Source organism: Paenibacillus sp. FJAT-26967 (genome assembly GCF_001541095.1).
In the GTDB taxonomy this organism is placed as follows: domain Bacteria; phylum Bacillota; class Bacilli; order Paenibacillales; family NBRC-103111; genus Paenibacillus_F.
The window spans coordinates 1,993,748-2,007,918 of sequence record NZ_LMXH01000001.1 but is presented as its reverse complement, the minus strand read 5'-3'; the positions used below and the strand labels follow the sequence as shown (position 1 = coordinate 2,007,918).

Here is a 14,171-nt window from a genome sequence, read left to right as displayed (position 1 = left end):
TCGGCCCCTTTATTTATGGTTGAACGGATGGTTGAACCGGCTCTTGGACAAGCCATTGGTTCAAGAGTATGAACGTTTGTTTGGCCGCGGACAATACTTCCTCCTGCTGACCGGCTGTAACGGCTTCCTGCTCCAGCAGTTCACGGAACTCCAGCCACTTGGTACGTAAATCCGTGCCGTAGCTGCTGAAATATCGACCGCCCGACTCGGGGGTAACCGGCAGGAACTGCTTCAATTGTCTAGTAATCAGCTGCCCGCCAAGCGTTGAGCCCTCTAGTACGTACAAATAGCCCAAAGCGCGCGGCAGGGTGGATAAATCTGGAATTTCATTACATGAAGCCAGATTATTCAAGTCTGCCCGCTTGAGCCCTAGCTCTATTAAATCTTGTTCCAGCAATGGGCTCTTCATCCGTGACCCGATATCAAAACCTAGCTCGTCCCACTCTGGTAGAGCCGTTATTGCTTGCTCTGCCGGGGTGACAAAGCCATAAAATTTCTCAAGATACGTTCTATATTCCTCCAAAGTTAGTCCCTGATTCATAATGCCCTTGGCATAGTAATTCTGCTCGATTTGTATATGAAAGGGTGCCGTTTCTTCTTTTAATCGTGCTGATATTGTCGAATTCATATCGTAATCCCCTTTCTTAGGTTTCTTTAATGATACCAAAATAAACAGCCAAAAGCATCCAGCCGCCCTGGCGTCATTAAAATCCAAGGTTTTTATGAATTCGCAAACTAACTAAATAATAGTCATAAATTTGTTTCCTTTTATTCAAAATTTCGCCAATAATATAGTCGTTTATATGAGGAAATATATGGCAATCTATAGATAACAACAAGAAACGCGATGCTCTACTTGCTCCTGCTAACTTATTCCTGGGAGGTAGTTATATGACGAACAATTTTGTTAAGACTGCAATAGTAACAGGCGGAGCTTCCGGTATCGGGAGGGCCTTGTGCAAGCAGTTATCCGCTAGGAATATTTATGTAATCGTATCCGATATTAATGTTGCGCAAGGAGAAGAACTCGTCCGGGAAATTATAAATCTCGGTGGCCAGGCACGGTTTACTCTTCTGGATGTAACCGATGCCTCTCAGTTCAAGAGTGTCGTTCAGAAAGTATCTGAGGAATTTGGACGATTGGACTATTTATTTAACAATGCAGGAATCTCTATGTATGGAGAATTTAATGATATGAGCCTGGAAGACTGGAACAAAATCGTGGATATCAATTTCTGGGGAGTCATCTATGGAACTCATGCCGCTTACCCGCTCATGCAAAAACAAGGATTTGGGCATATCATTAATACAGCTTCAGTCGCAGGACTGGGACCTACCCCTATGGTAACCGCATATAGTGCGACCAAGCATGCCGTTGTCGGTTTCACAACTTCGCTTCATTACGAAGCAGAGAAATATGGAATTCGGGTTACCACACTATGCCCGGGGCATGTGGATACAGCCATCTATGATAATGGCTATGCCATTAATTTGAACAAAGATCAGATTAATCAATCTGTGAAAGAGCGTAAAATGATGAGTCCCGAAAAATTTGCCGCTCTGGCGATGAAAAAAATCGATAAAAATGTACCCCTTTTCTGCCCGTTACCTCTGCGTAAAACAACGGATCTCTTCTTCAACTTATTCCCGTCTGTGCACAGAAAACTGATGCGTATGGTCTGCAGGGTCATCAGAGATGCGCAAATAAATACATAATTCTTACTTGCAAGTATCATTGTAATCTTACGAAACAAGCCTCTGACTATAAGCGGGTCAGAGGCTTTTGTGCGATCTATAGCCGATTCTTGCGGAGCGCTGAGAACCGTTAATGCGATAGCCTCGCTTTTGATTTCGGCTATGTTAAATTCTAATGTTGATATTTGACCATAAGAAAACCGCATTTGTTGAAAAGGCGGTTTATTGCTATCGTGTCCCGATAGCCCAGCCCCATAGCCGCAACGAAATAATGAGCCTAATCCGACAGTGCCCGCATGATGTTGGATTTCGCCTCTACAGCAATCGCTTCATTCCCGTCATCGACCGCTTGCATTAAGATCAGTATGGGGATGTATACCGCGATCAGCCGCGCCAGCAGCTTCGTTTCCTCGTCCGCTCCTCCGTACGTTTCGAAAAACACGCCGCGAGCGTAAGGTGGTAAAAAACTATAAGCAACGCTCAAATCGCAAGCCGGATGGCCTACGCTCAGATCGCCCCAATCAATGATGCCGGAAACGATCCCGTTCTCATTCACAAGCATATTTTTGAAATGAAGATCACCATGTAGCAGTGCATTCACCGCCTCGACACGGTCCTTTTGCAGCCTGCTAATATACGCTTCGATCACACCGGACTCCTCCGGCGACAAGTGTTCAACCACCTTCGATAGAAAGCCCTCCAATTTCACTTTGCGCGATGCTATGTCCGTCAAGTTTCGATGATCTTGCTGAACTCCGCACTTCAGCGCCGCCTGCACCGGAAACTCATGCAATCTCCGCAAAAATTTCGCCAACGTCTCTGCCGATAAAGCCCGGCGTTCTTCCGTCAAACCGATTGGGAAATCTCCTGGCACGTAGGCATAGCCAAGAAATGGTGCCGGGTATTCGTCACTTGCTTCGCCATAAAACAACGGTTTCGGATAGGGGATGGTCATAAATGCCTCCAGCTTCGGCAGCAGCTTCCCTTCCATACGAATCGAGCCAACTGCAATCGTTCTTCTTGGAAACCGGAACACGTACTCGTCACCAATGAAAAAAACCGTATTGTCCCAGCCCCAGCCCAATCGCTTTACTTGCTTCGATGACAGCTGAGGGAATTGTCTGCCGATCAGCGTCCGCGCCTGCTCTTCGTTAACCTCCCACTCCGCATCCCATACATTCGTTCCTCCCATGAATTGTCTGCCCCCTCGTTCCTTACGTTATTTAGATGTTTACATTCCCTGGAAGTTACGCATAACTGCCCGTTAGCTTAACAAGAATAAGCAGAAAGCCGAAGTTTGGTGTTCGTGTTGGTCACAGTATACAGGCATGATTTGACCAACATATTTTTCTTATTCGATGCGGTATTCTCATATTCCTTGCTGTCTAAGTAACGAAACCACGCCAAGTAATTCTGCAAATACTTTGTTGCAACACCATTGAAGCGATCCATCCATTTCTTCAAGCGGCTGTGGTAGCTGTTTACGTTTTGGATATGGTAGACGGCTTTCACACGTTGTTTTCAGTCGGACTTGAATCGGTAATGAGTCATGCCTTTTGAATTCGCATAGGAGCTAAACGGCAATAATCCGCTTGCCTTTTTCCGAGTAAAGAAAGTAGGTCTCGTCCATTTCAACAATATCTTGAAATGCTTCGGTTGGAATCTGCTTCAGAGCGGAAAGAATCTTATGCCGCCAGTAAACAAGGTGACATGCGTGACTTCATCGTTTAACTGCTCTGCACATTTCCTCAAAGAAAAGCAAGCTTTTTCAGTTCCTTTAAATCCATGGGCAAATCATCTCCGAACAGTTGTATTGCCCTTATTACAGAACGCTCGTTCGTAATTATCAAATATGAACAACAAAGTTTAACATAGCCTTTATTTCAAAGCTTTGTGCCCACTGCAATCCATCGCCCATCCACATCTTCAAATACAAATTCATGATTATTGTAGTCTGTTACACCTAAAGGACGAACAATTTTGACGCCGAGCCGGATTAGTTCCTGTTCTATCTTTTCTTGTGTGTCGGATATAAAATATGCATCATACCCATAACCATGAATTTCTCTATTCGGAAGATAGGTTTCCACCTTGGATTGGGTCAGAACAATCTCGATCAGATCTTTATATAGACATACGTGGGGTTCAGCGGAATCGAGATAATAGACGGCCCTAAATCCCAACTGTACATAAAATTCAGCTGTCTTATTCATGTCTGGGGTTGGGAAAATCTGCAGGCAGGAAGTAAATCCCATATTTATTTCAAATCCCTTCTTCACTATGTTTTACTTGCTATTTTGTGTAGCGTTTAAATTGAAATAATTTTCTGTACTAAGGAGTTTTGTGTAAGGATCTTGTATGCTATCACAAATAATTATACGGAGGTAGAAGGCATGTATATACGTCTATTACAAGAAGCAGACGCTGAACGGTATCAAGAATTACGATTGAAATCGTTAACAATCAACCCGGAAGCATTCGGGTCAACGTATGAAAGGGAAGTGAAGTTTTCACAAGACACTATAGCCGCACGAATAAAGCCGACTACAGATAAATTTGTACTTGGAGCTTTTGATGATAATGGTTCATTAGTTGGCATGGTGACTTTTATGCGCGAAAGCAGCCCTAAAACTATTCATAAAGGAAATGTTTACGGGATGTATACAGCTCCTGAAATGAGAGGAAAAGGGTTAGGTAAATCGCTTTTGCTTGAGCTAATCAGCAAATCAAAAGAACACGATGGCTTGGAACAAATTAACTTAACCGTTGTATCTGACAACGACTCCGCCAAGAAGCTGTATAAGTCCTTGGGATTTGAGGTTTATGGCATAGAACAAAATGCCTTAAAATTCAACGGGCAATATTGGGATGAGGAATTAATGGTTCTAAAACTCTAGAGGTGAAAGGGATAACTCAGATCAAAAAAATCTTCCCTTGATTACTTAAGTGAGCTCCTGCAATTCGCACAGCTTCTTGTACCTCCACTAAGCTGTACCGTGCGGCAGGCGGCCTCAACTTTATTTTGTTAGGTTGAATAAGCGTTATCAAATGGTTAAAGGTTGCTTGCCATGCAGATACAGACACTCGCTCATTCCAATGCCTCAGATGAAACATCCGGACATGCACCTGCGCTTGCTTGGAGATTTCAGCCCAATTAACCGAAACCCCGGATAGCAGCCCGATCGTGACTAAGCTGCCATGCGGCTGTACGCACAATGCTAAGCCGGTACCGTCCGCCCCTCCAATTGAATCTATCGCAGCATGAACTCCGCGGCCATAGGTTAGCTCCATAACTGCGCCATATAGAGGAGTTTCGGATGTATCCACCACACACTCGGCGCCGAGTTCAAGCAATTCTTCCGTATAGGCATTATTTCTAGTTACAGCAATCAGCTTAAAACCGAGAACCTTGGATAACTGGGCAAAGATACGGCCGATTGAGGACCCGCAAGCATTGACCAACAAGGTGTCATGGGGTTTAAGTGCCAGTACTTCCGTACAAATAAGCCATGCGGTTATAGGATTGATGTATAGCTGGGCTGCGGTCTCATCCTCCATAGAGTCAGGTATAGGAACTGCAAAATCCGCTGAGGTTCTTACGAATTGCTTCCAGGTTCCTTCTCCGCGTATAGGGAGCACCCGCTTCCCAAGAAGATGCTGCGGTACGGATGGACCCACCTCAGTCACCACACCCACTCCTTCGTAGCCGGGAACACCTGGCAGCGAGATCCGATGAGAATAGGCTCCCCGCACGGGCAGCAAGTCGGAGGGATTGATAGGACGTGCGGTCATGCGGACAAGAACCTCACCATTCCTCGGCTGCTGCAGTTTTTCAGCTTCCACTTGTAACACTTCGCAAGGATCTCCAAATTCATAGAACTTGACACCTAAGGCTTCCACTATAACAAGTCTCCTTTTAAAAAAACTCCCGTATTCATAGTACCGTATAAATCGGAGGGTTGAAATACATGTTTACGGAAGTGAATGATCCCGACTTGTTTGAATTAAAAATTAAGAGGTTAAAAGTGTAAGTGTTACTTAACTAATAGGAGGCTGAAACGATGTTTAGAAGAATGAACGAAATAATGATAGAGATTCCTGACGTTGAGAAGCCGGATCCGAATGCGGCAGCAGCCATTCAAGAACTGCTCGGAGGCAAATTCGGTGAAATGTCGACGTTAAATAATTACTTATACCAATCTTTTAACTTTCGTTCCAAAGAAAAACTAAAGCCTTTTTACGATTTGGTTATGAGTATCACTGCAGAAGAGCTGGGCCATGTCGAATTGGTTTCCCATGCCATTAACAAATGCTTAAGAGGTTCGACAGATTATAAAGAACCGGATAAAACACCGCTAGGCTCTGCTAAAGACGCGCGCTTATCCTATCACTTTCTTGCGGGTGCACAAGGAGCGATGCCTTACGATTCAATGGGGAACCCGTGGACGGGCGCGAATGTTTTTAACAGCGGCAATCTAGTAGAAGATTTGCTGCATAATTTCTTCTTAGAATGTGGTGCCCGAACTCATAAAATGAAAGTATATGAAATGACCGACCATCCGGCTGCACGCACGGTTGTCGGATTCCTGCTTGTCCGTGGCGGTGTTCACGTCGTTGCATATGCCAAAGCGCTGGAAATTGCAACAGGTGTAGATGTCACCAAGCTGGTTCCAATTCCTTCACTAAGCAACAAATCTTTTAATGAAGCGCGGAAATATGAGGAAAAAGGCGTGCATACCAAATTATATACATGGAGTGAAAATGATTTTACGGCCATCGACCAGATCTGGAAAGGAACTCATCCGGAAGACGGCCTTGAGCTTGAAGTTATCCAGGGTTCCCCTAAAGGATTCCCGATTCCAGAAGCTCCTGCTGTAGAGGAAGAGTTTGCCCCGGGCATTTCTGCGGAAGATTTTAAACTAATCGCTAAAAGACTTAAAATGTCCGGGAACATAGCTGATTGATAGATGAATTCCATCCAGCCCTGCACTCTATCAGATGATCCTTATTCATAAGGGTCATCTTTTTGTTGTCCCAGAAAAGCAATAATTCGCCCGTTCACCTCTTCGGGTTGTTCCAGCGGAAGTCCGTGACCCGCATTAGGCACGATCTGCGCATCAATATCCGGTATGACGGTTCGCGCACGGAACACGGCATCCCCCGCATCATACTGGACCTCCTGATCTCCGGTAAGCAGAAGCGTAGGTACGGTAATCCGCAGCAGCTCGTTGTCTTTCATGTAAGACACGAACAACTTCTTCGTGAAGTGGACAGGATAATGGTACGAATATAGAGAACTTTTGAATATCAAACTTAAATATGATGGAGGTCCCGATATCTTATGACACTTTACTACTATATCGCTGCTGACCAAGAACTCCCTACCGGCTCCTTTGGAATGAAGAAAACGACGATGAAGCTCCAAGATGCCCTCAAATTATGTCCGCCTCAAATGGACGTTACCCCTATTCATTCCATTGTGGACCTGTCACATTTGTATGAAGAAGAGACCGATGTATATGAAACGGAAGAAGATGCAGCCGGACTCTATGTGAGCGGGCCGTTACACCACCAGGATACATCTGCTTATTTTCAGCATCCGTTTGTCTACCAGATCGACCCTGACGGAGGGTCTTTTTGTATCAGCAATCAGTCCCGCGAGTTCTCACCCGCTGCCTATCTCACCGGCAGAAAATGCTTATCAGAGCTTTTCTCTTATATCGACAGCAATCTCGGGTCAGGAGGGTTTGTAGAACTCTATGCCGGCTGGGCATATGGATCGGACAGATTCTCAGAACCGCGCAGAGATCACTTGATCTCAAGCTGGATCTGAATACTTTTGTGCTGGGAGATGAATTTGAGTGGAAGGAACGACAGTATATCATTGTGAAAAAATAACCCGGGTACTCAGAAGCCCGAGAACGTAGAAGCCCTGACTTCTGAGTACAAGTGAAGCCTAAAACTTTTTAACATGACACGGGAAATACGATCGTGCAGATATAATGAAAAAAATCTGAAAACATTGATTTATATAAATAATCGTTGCTATTCATCATAGAAGAATAGCGAAGAAACCTATAATATGATGGTATAAATGTAAATTTATAGAATGGGCGGCACGATTCATAGGACTATTTAAAAGATACATTTCTTTTACACCGGCTTGTGAGGAGGTGGTTTTGCCAGCTTCTATCGAAAGCGCTTTGCTCCACAAAATAACCAATAAAGGATGAGATGGATGAAAAGAAGAACACTCGGGATTTTATTTATTTGCCTGGCCCTATTTGCTATACTTCCGATCACCTCCGCTTCTGCAGTTAGCAACTCTCAGATCAGCGGCCAGGGAGAACTGGTGATCACCGCATCTTTCCAGGGATCAACGGCAGATCTATGGGTAACCAACCAGAACAGTCAAGTTGTCTACTCACGAGCATTTGGAAGCTATGGCGGCACCGGAACTATATATGCATCCATACCTAACCTGCCAAGTGGTACTTATACAATCTCCATAGGCGGTCCGCAGCTGTCCATCAGTAATTTGCAATATTACTTCAAATAATCCGCTTACGTGGATATATTGGACAAGCGGATACCTACAAGTAAGCCTTTAAGGCTTACTTTTTTTTGTCCCTCATCTAACCTTAAACGGATGCCTCCTAATCTTTACATAATCTTCTCAAGCCTCTTACTTAACGTTAACAAACCCTTGATATAGTCATGGATAGGAACATACATAGGATTAGAATTTACCAAAGAGGGGAAGCAGACAGGATGATGAAAAAATGGCTTATTACCGCTTCAGCAGCACTAACGCTTGTGGGAGGAACGGCGAATGTCTTTGCGGCGGGTGTGACTGGAACGACTGCCGATACAATCACGTACACGAATAACGGTGAAACAGTATCCCCCTCCACTCCTGGGGTCAACATTGACGGGCACCTGTTCTTGCCGGTAAGAGCGCTTAGCGAAGCACTGGGCAAGTACGTGGATTGGGACCCGTTCCGCAGCCGCGTCTCGCTGACAGACAAGCCTGAGCTTACCGGCAAATATACGCTTGCGGCACCCGATTTGGCAGAAGGAATCAAGATGGGCATCGGCTCCTCTCTCACTCATCTGCCCGGCGATCCGGATAACATCTTCTATTCAACCGCAGACCGCGGCCCAAACGGTGAAATTGAAGTGAATGGAACGACTGTACGAACTTTTCCGCTGGTCGGCTATACACCCACGATCTACAAAATTGAAGTGAAAGACGGACAAGTCAACATCCTTGAAGAGATACCGCTGAAGGTGAACGGTAAAAATCCAGTAACGGGCCATGCAGGCATTACCGGTCTTCCGAACATCAAAGGGAGGGACGAAGTCCCTTATGATGCCGTTCTAAAGGAAGAGCTTGCCTACGATCCCTATGGTCTTGATATCGAAGGTATCGCTTACAATCCGAAGGACGATACCTTCTGGCTTTCCGATGAGTATGGCCCGTCCCTAGTCCATGTGAAACGTGACGGCACAGTGATTGAACGTATCGTACCGAAGGGCTGGGCGGCTCAGGTAGAGGCCCCGCTGGTACCGGCACGTGAAACGCTGCCAGCGGTCTACAATAAGCTTCGCCAGAACCGCGGCGCGGAAGCGGTCGGAATTACACCAGATGGCAAGTACATGTTCATGGCGATGCAGAGCCCGCTCCGCAGCCCCGGCAAGGAAACCGATAACTCACGGCAGCTGCGCCTCATCAAGTTTGATCTGACTACGCTGGAACCCGTGGCAGAATTCTTTTATATGACGGAGGATGCCAAATCCTATAAGGGTTTAAAGCAAGCCGACATTGTGATCTCCGACCTTGTAGTCGTGAATGAGAACACACTCCTCATTGACGAGCGCGATAAAAACGCAGGCGATAAATCAGAGCTGAAAAGTATTTTTTCCATAAATCTCTCGAATGCAACGAATATCCTTGGAAAATATGACGACAGCAAAGCTGGAAAAACTCTGGAGCAAATGACCGTTCAGGATTTGGAAGAACATCATATCCTCCCTCCAGCCAAACAGACCATCCTGGATCTGGTCGCTTTTAAATATCCATATGAGAAAGTAGAAGGATTATCTCTGGTTGACGGCGATAAGCTTGTCATTGTCAACGATAATGATTTTGGCGTAGGCAGCACTTCTCCGCAGAACGGAACAGAGCTATGGACGTTTAAACTGCCGTATACCCTTCAATAATTTACTGGTAACCAGTCTAACCCGGTCAAGACCAATCGGTCTTGCCGGGTTTTTGCAATGCCATACGCAAATGATTAAGTACAGCGGCTTCCGGATTCCGATTCCAGTGGAGTCTCCAGAGTCACGCGACCAGATACACAATGCGGCCAAATTCCACTGTATTGCGCCTAATAAAAAAATACCTTGACCCTCCCCTATAGGGGAGGCTTTAATCTAGAGAGAGAAATGAAAGCTTGCTGAGGAGGAAAGAACAGATGTACCTTGTAGGCGAACTGTCAGCCAAAACAGGTGTTACCATTAGAACGCTTCATTATTATGACCGGGTGGGCTTGCTTCAACCGGCCAGACAATCCGATACCGGTTATCGGATCTATGACAGCACTGATATTTTGAAACTACAGGAGATATTCGTTTTAAAAGAAATGGGTTTCTCATTGTCAGCCATAAAGAACATCCTCGATCAGAATAACCGGAATTCGAAGAGCGAAACCAGAGAGGATGTCTGGAAAGAAGCGATAATTTCTCAAATCAGCTCGCTTCGGGATGAGCAGCGCAGGCTTTTTCGAATCGAACAGCTATTGCAGGGCTCTCTGTACTCCATAGAAGTGAATGACGAAGTCCGGCTCGAGGAAATGCTTCATTTTATTAAGGAAATCCAGACTATAGAGCCCGAGAATAAAAATAAATGGCGCACTCAGTTCTTTACTCCCGAGGAGATCGCCAAACTCCCTTCTGATGATCTCAATGATCCCCTGATTCAAGAATGGACCCGGCTCCTCAAGAAAATCCGGGAGCTTGTCCATGAGCCGGAGAACTCTGCCCGATCGCAAGAGCTTGCTAAGGAAATTCTGAGCCTGTCGGATCAGTTATTCCAGGGTGATGAGGCGTTAACCGAAAAGTACTGGGAGTCGATGCGACCTGCTGCGGGAGAACAGCCTCGGCTCTATGGAATGGATGTAGAAATGATGGCTTATGTAGATAAAATTGTGGATTATTATCTCCAGTTTACAGAGGAAGGAGATATCGGCTGATGGAAGCAGTTAAGTCACGAAGAGTCGGATTCAGTTTCATTTACCATTTGATAATCTTTGCCTTAGCACATGTGCTGCTTATATTCGTCATTGGGGTGGTGCCTGCCTCTGACTTAACCGAAGGTTCTTATGTGGATCATCTATCCAGACATTTTTGGAATCGGGGAGTTGACATTTATTTGAATGATCCGGTCAACAAAATGAGCCAGGTATGGAAGACGGTTCTTATTATTCATGGTGTTATCGATTTGTCTTATCTCCTGTTCCCTAGTAAAAAAAATAATGACAAGACGACAAATAAACCCGTACAAGTAGATAACTTGTCCGGAATGCAGCATACACTGGAGGTACCGCTGGCTGCTGTACCCGTGAAAAAACAGGAAAAGCCGCCTATCAGTAACCGGCGGGGCTGGACCTATGTGCTTGTAGCCGGAGCACTGGAAATTGTATGGGCGTCCAGCTTAAAGTACGATTATGTTCCTTCCATCCTTGTTCTTGCCGCTTTATTACTCAGCTTTGATTTATTGATCCGGGCCGTCAAAATTATACCGATCGGCACTGTATACGGAGTGTTTACCGGCATTGGAACGGTAGGTCTGGTCATTATGGAAGCCATGATGGAAGGTTACATCCGTCCCTTGAAAGTCGGAATCATTTTGCTCCTGCTGGTATTTATCATCCTGTTGAAACAAACGAGCGGCAGAAAGGAGAACAGCTGATGGCATGGGGTTTATTAATTTTTGCCGGAATGATGGAAATTATCGGAGTGATTGGGATTAAGCGTGTGTCGGAGACCAATAACCTGTCCAATAATCTGATCCTGATCGGCGGATTCATTGTCAGCTTCACTTTACTGTCGGAGGCTATGAAATCCATTGACTTGTCTACCGCCTATGCGGTATGGACAGGAATCGGTACGGTCGGTGCGGCAATCGTTGGGATACTCCTCTACAGGGAGTCCACAAGTCCTCTTCGATTATTTTGTATGGCAGGTGTAATCTGCTGTGTGTTAGGCTTAAAATTGCTCGGTTAGGTCTTTATCCCCTCACTCGGCTGCCTACGTCCATATTAGGTTAGCTACACGAATAACCAAGCCGACCTGTATACTGCAGGTCGGCTTACTCATTTTCATATCATTTACGATTTGGCGGAACTTCTCACACGACGCTTTTTTCTACAAACTCTCTTACCCTTTTTAACACCTCGTCCTTATAAATGAGCTCCTTCTTATTACTCTTCCGTTCAACTACTTCCACCATACCCTGCTCGGCATCCCTACCGATTATGATTCTTACAGGCAGACCCAATAAATCGGAGTCTTTGAATTTCACGCCCGGACGTTCATCCCTATCGTCGATCAGCACTTCAATCCCTTGAGCAAGAAGCTCGCTGTACAGATCCATCGCCGCCTGCATTTGAAAGTCGCTTTTAACAGAAACCGGAATTAAATGGACGCGATAAGGAGCTAAGGCAGCTGGCCATATGATTCCATGCTCATCATGATTCTGTTCAATCACCGCAGAGAGTATCCGTGAAACTCCAATGCCGTAGCATCCCATTACCATCGTCTGTACTTGCCCGTCCGCATTTAAGAAAGAGGCCCCTAATCTTGCGCTGTATTTCGTTCCCAGCTTAAACACATGACCGATCTCGATTCCCTTGTAAATATTCAGCCTCCCTTCTTCACACCGTGGGCACGAATCACCTTCGACTATATTGCGGAAGTCCCCTACGTGCTTAAGTTCGAAATCTCTCGCAGGATAAACATGCCTGTAGTGGTAGTCCTGTTCGTTGGCTCCGGCTATCCCATCCGTCATACGGGCGACTTCCTCATCAATCAAGACCGGTACCGTTAAACCAAGAGGTCCGATAGAACCTGGAGCTGCTCCGGTTAATCTTGCTACTGCTGCCGGATCGGCTAGTGTCAGGCTCTCGATACCCAAATAATTCTTAACCTTAATTTCATTGATGTCATGATCACCTCTAACCGCTACGGCAACGGCTTTATTGTCCGCAATAAAAATAAGCGTTTTGATGATCGCAGCAGGATCGATATGCAGAGCTTGAACAAGTTGAGCAATCGTACGAAGACCTGGCGTGTGAAACTTCTCTGCTATGCCGGCATCCGCCCGCTGGTCTGCTTCTATGAACGCTGGCACGCCCGCCTGTGCTTTCTCAAGATTCGCAGCATAGTCACACTGGCTGCAAGCTGCGATTGCGTCCTCGCCAATTTCAGCCAGTGCCATGAACTCATGGGTTTCGCCTTCGCCCCCTATTGCACCGGAATCCGCCTCGACCGCACGGAAATTAAGACCACAGCGGGCGAATATCCGCTTATACGCACGATACATATTCCAGTAGGATTGATCTAGACCATCCCAGTCGGTATCGAAGGAATAAGCATCTTTCATCAGGAACTCCCGGCTCCGCAGCAAGCCGAAGCGAGGTCGCCGTTCATCACGAAATTTCGTTTGAATTTGATACAGCGTAACTGGCAGCCTGCGATAAGAGTTAATCTCCTCTCTAACCAGAGAAGTGATGACTTCCTCGTGTGTAGGACCTAGTGCAAACTCTCGTTCATGCCGGTCATGCAGCCGTATTAACTCAGGGCCATACACGGAATAACGCCCCGACTCTTGCCACAGTTCCGCAGGCTGCATAGCAGGCATCAGCAGTTCTTGTGCACCGGCCCGCTCCATTTCTTCTCTTATGATGTGTTCGACTTTCTGCAGCACTCTTCTTCCGAGCGGCAGGTACGTATAAACCCCGGCGGCCAGCTGCCGGATCAAACCAGCGCGCAACATGAGCTGATGACTAATCACTTCAGCATCGGCAGGCGATTCACGCATTGTGGATAGGAATAATTGACTTTGTCGCATTCGGTCCAGCCTCCTTTATTTATGCAGCAAAATAACAAAAAGACACATCCGTCAGGGACGAATGTGTCGTGGTACCACCCTAATTTGACCGCAACTAATAACGCAGGCGATCCTCCTTCTGATAACGGCAGCTGCCGGTAACGGATGCTGACTCCGCTACAGCTCTCAAGGCGGGAAGTAGTTCACTCGCTGCGAGAAACCTTTCAGCCCATGGGTTTCTTCTCTGTACGGCGATGATCGAACTCGTTGACCTTGGTCCAAGCAATTCCTGAATATGATAATTTCCATTACCTTACATGAATTCGCTTTGGCAGTCAAGCTCTCTTTAGAATTTTTATGTTAT

15 protein-coding genes and 1 pseudogene are annotated in these 14,171 nt (G+C 46.0%); 9 read left to right on the top strand and 7 right to left on the bottom strand.

Annotated elements, in window-relative coordinates; translation table 11 throughout:
• Positions 1 to 13 precede the first annotated feature (13 nt).
• Positions 14 to 628 carry a biliverdin-producing heme oxygenase gene (locus tag AR333_RS08950; protein WP_068774909.1) on the bottom strand — a complete coding sequence of 205 codons (615 nt, stop codon included), beginning with the start codon at positions 626 to 628 and terminating at the stop codon, positions 14 to 16.
• A 263-nt stretch (positions 629 to 891) separates the two neighbouring features.
• On the opposite strand from AR333_RS08950, the gene AR333_RS08945 reads away from it, so the two are divergent.
• Positions 892 to 1,716 (top strand): SDR family oxidoreductase, encoded by an 825-nt coding sequence (locus AR333_RS08945; protein ID WP_068774908.1) that lies wholly within the window; start codon positions 892 to 894, stop codon positions 1,714 to 1,716.
• Between the two features lie 256 nt (positions 1,717 to 1,972).
• Here the strand turns inward: AR333_RS08945 and AR333_RS08940 are convergent, their stop codons facing one another.
• From AR333_RS08940 to AR333_RS08935, 3 genes and pseudogenes are all read right to left on the bottom strand, one after another.
• Positions 1,973 to 2,887: a phosphotransferase gene (locus AR333_RS08940; protein WP_068774907.1), complete on the bottom strand. Its 915-nt coding sequence runs from the start codon at positions 2,885 to 2,887 to the stop codon at positions 1,973 to 1,975.
• A gap of 77 nt (positions 2,888 to 2,964) precedes the next feature.
• Positions 2,965 to 3,453: pseudogene (locus AR333_RS25345) on the bottom strand (hypothetical protein); the annotation flags it as partial.
• A gap of 125 nt (positions 3,454 to 3,578) precedes the next feature.
• The gene (locus AR333_RS08935; protein WP_084783585.1) at positions 3,579 to 3,956 is read right to left on the bottom strand and encodes a VOC family protein; all 378 of its coding nucleotides are present in this window, start codon (positions 3,954 to 3,956) and stop codon (positions 3,579 to 3,581) included.
• A gap of 132 nt (positions 3,957 to 4,088) precedes the next feature.
• Here AR333_RS08935 and AR333_RS08930 point away from each other — a divergent pair, with 132 nt between their 5' ends.
• Positions 4,089 to 4,592, top strand: a complete 504-nt coding sequence (locus tag AR333_RS08930; protein WP_068774905.1) for a GNAT family N-acetyltransferase — start codon at positions 4,089 to 4,091, stop codon at positions 4,590 to 4,592.
• Positions 4,593 to 4,608: 16 nt separating this feature from the next.
• Here the strand turns inward: AR333_RS08930 and AR333_RS08925 are convergent, their stop codons facing one another.
• Positions 4,609 to 5,595, bottom strand: a complete 987-nt coding sequence (locus tag AR333_RS08925; protein ID WP_068774904.1) for a zinc-dependent alcohol dehydrogenase family protein — start codon at positions 5,593 to 5,595, stop codon at positions 4,609 to 4,611.
• A 161-nt stretch (positions 5,596 to 5,756) separates the two neighbouring features.
• Here AR333_RS08925 and AR333_RS08920 point away from each other — a divergent pair, with 161 nt between their 5' ends.
• Complete coding sequence (locus AR333_RS08920) at positions 5,757 to 6,659, top strand: manganese catalase family protein (protein ID WP_068774903.1); 903 nt, start codon at positions 5,757 to 5,759, stop codon at positions 6,657 to 6,659.
• A gap of 41 nt (positions 6,660 to 6,700) precedes the next feature.
• Here AR333_RS08920 and AR333_RS08915 read toward each other — a convergent pair whose 3' ends face one another.
• Positions 6,701 to 6,943 carry an alpha/beta fold hydrolase gene (locus AR333_RS08915; RefSeq protein WP_068774902.1) on the bottom strand — a complete coding sequence of 81 codons (243 nt, stop codon included), beginning with the start codon at positions 6,941 to 6,943 and terminating at the stop codon, positions 6,701 to 6,703.
• Between the two features lie 93 nt (positions 6,944 to 7,036).
• Between AR333_RS08915 and AR333_RS08910 the strand changes: the two genes are divergently transcribed.
• The 6 genes from AR333_RS08910 (at position 7,037) to AR333_RS08885 (ending at position 11,982) form a co-directional block, all read left to right on the top strand.
• The gene (locus tag AR333_RS08910) at positions 7,037 to 7,528 is read left to right on the top strand and encodes a hypothetical protein (protein ID WP_068774901.1); all 492 of its coding nucleotides are present in this window, start codon (positions 7,037 to 7,039) and stop codon (positions 7,526 to 7,528) included.
• Positions 7,529 to 7,933: 405 nt separating this feature from the next.
• Positions 7,934 to 8,254, top strand: coding sequence for a hypothetical protein (locus AR333_RS08905; RefSeq protein WP_068774900.1), 321 nt, complete (start codon positions 7,934 to 7,936; stop codon positions 8,252 to 8,254).
• Between the two features lie 212 nt (positions 8,255 to 8,466).
• Positions 8,467 to 9,918, top strand: coding sequence for an esterase-like activity of phytase family protein (locus tag AR333_RS08900; protein WP_068774899.1), 1,452 nt, complete (start codon positions 8,467 to 8,469; stop codon positions 9,916 to 9,918).
• A 254-nt stretch (positions 9,919 to 10,172) separates the two neighbouring features.
• Positions 10,173 to 10,949: a MerR family transcriptional regulator gene (locus AR333_RS08895; protein WP_068774898.1), complete on the top strand. Its 777-nt coding sequence runs from the start codon at positions 10,173 to 10,175 to the stop codon at positions 10,947 to 10,949.
• Positions 10,949 to 11,668, top strand: a complete 720-nt coding sequence (locus AR333_RS25340) for a multidrug efflux SMR transporter (RefSeq protein ID WP_253735752.1) — start codon at positions 10,949 to 10,951, stop codon at positions 11,666 to 11,668. The genes AR333_RS08895 and AR333_RS25340 overlap by 1 nt, the downstream gene beginning before the upstream one ends.
• Positions 11,668 to 11,982 (top strand): multidrug efflux SMR transporter, encoded by a 315-nt coding sequence (locus AR333_RS08885; RefSeq protein WP_068774897.1) that lies wholly within the window; start codon positions 11,668 to 11,670, stop codon positions 11,980 to 11,982. Before AR333_RS25340 ends, AR333_RS08885 begins: the two co-directional genes overlap by 1 nt.
• 124 nt (positions 11,983 to 12,106) lie before the next feature.
• On the opposite strand, the gene AR333_RS08880 is transcribed toward AR333_RS08885, so the two are convergent.
• Positions 12,107 to 13,828 (bottom strand): proline--tRNA ligase, encoded by a 1,722-nt coding sequence (locus AR333_RS08880; RefSeq protein ID WP_068774896.1) that lies wholly within the window; start codon positions 13,826 to 13,828, stop codon positions 12,107 to 12,109.
• Positions 13,829 to 14,171: the final 343 nt, after the last annotated feature.

What these genes read in the sequence shown, in the direction of transcription:
- AR333_RS08885 (WP_068774897.1), top strand. Translation starts at nt 11,668, where the DNA reads ATGGCATGGGGTTTATTAATTTTTGCCGGAATGATGGAAATTATCGGA.
- AR333_RS25340 (WP_253735752.1), top strand. Translation starts at nt 10,949, where the DNA reads ATGGAAGCAGTTAAGTCACGAAGAGTCGGATTCAGTTTCATTTACCAT.
- AR333_RS08920 (WP_068774903.1), top strand. Translation starts at nt 5,757, where the DNA reads ATGTTTAGAAGAATGAACGAAATAATGATAGAGATTCCTGACGTTGAG.
- AR333_RS08945 (WP_068774908.1), top strand. Translation starts at nt 892, where the DNA reads ATGACGAACAATTTTGTTAAGACTGCAATAGTAACAGGCGGAGCTTCC.
- AR333_RS08880 (WP_068774896.1), bottom strand. Translation starts at nt 13,828, where the DNA reads ATGCGACAAAGTCAATTATTCCTATCCACAATGCGTGAATCGCCTGCC.
- AR333_RS08940 (WP_068774907.1), bottom strand. Translation starts at nt 2,887, where the DNA reads ATGGGAGGAACGAATGTATGGGATGCGGAGTGGGAGGTTAACGAAGAG.
- AR333_RS08905 (WP_068774900.1), top strand. Translation starts at nt 7,934, where the DNA reads ATGAAAAGAAGAACACTCGGGATTTTATTTATTTGCCTGGCCCTATTT.
- AR333_RS08895 (WP_068774898.1), top strand. Translation starts at nt 10,173, where the DNA reads ATGTACCTTGTAGGCGAACTGTCAGCCAAAACAGGTGTTACCATTAGA.
- AR333_RS08910 (WP_068774901.1), top strand. Translation starts at nt 7,037, where the DNA reads ATGACACTTTACTACTATATCGCTGCTGACCAAGAACTCCCTACCGGC.
- AR333_RS08950 (WP_068774909.1), bottom strand. Translation starts at nt 628, where the DNA reads ATGAATTCGACAATATCAGCACGATTAAAAGAAGAAACGGCACCCTTT.
- AR333_RS08900 (WP_068774899.1), top strand. Translation starts at nt 8,467, where the DNA reads ATGATGAAAAAATGGCTTATTACCGCTTCAGCAGCACTAACGCTTGTG.
- AR333_RS08930 (WP_068774905.1), top strand. Translation starts at nt 4,089, where the DNA reads ATGTATATACGTCTATTACAAGAAGCAGACGCTGAACGGTATCAAGAA.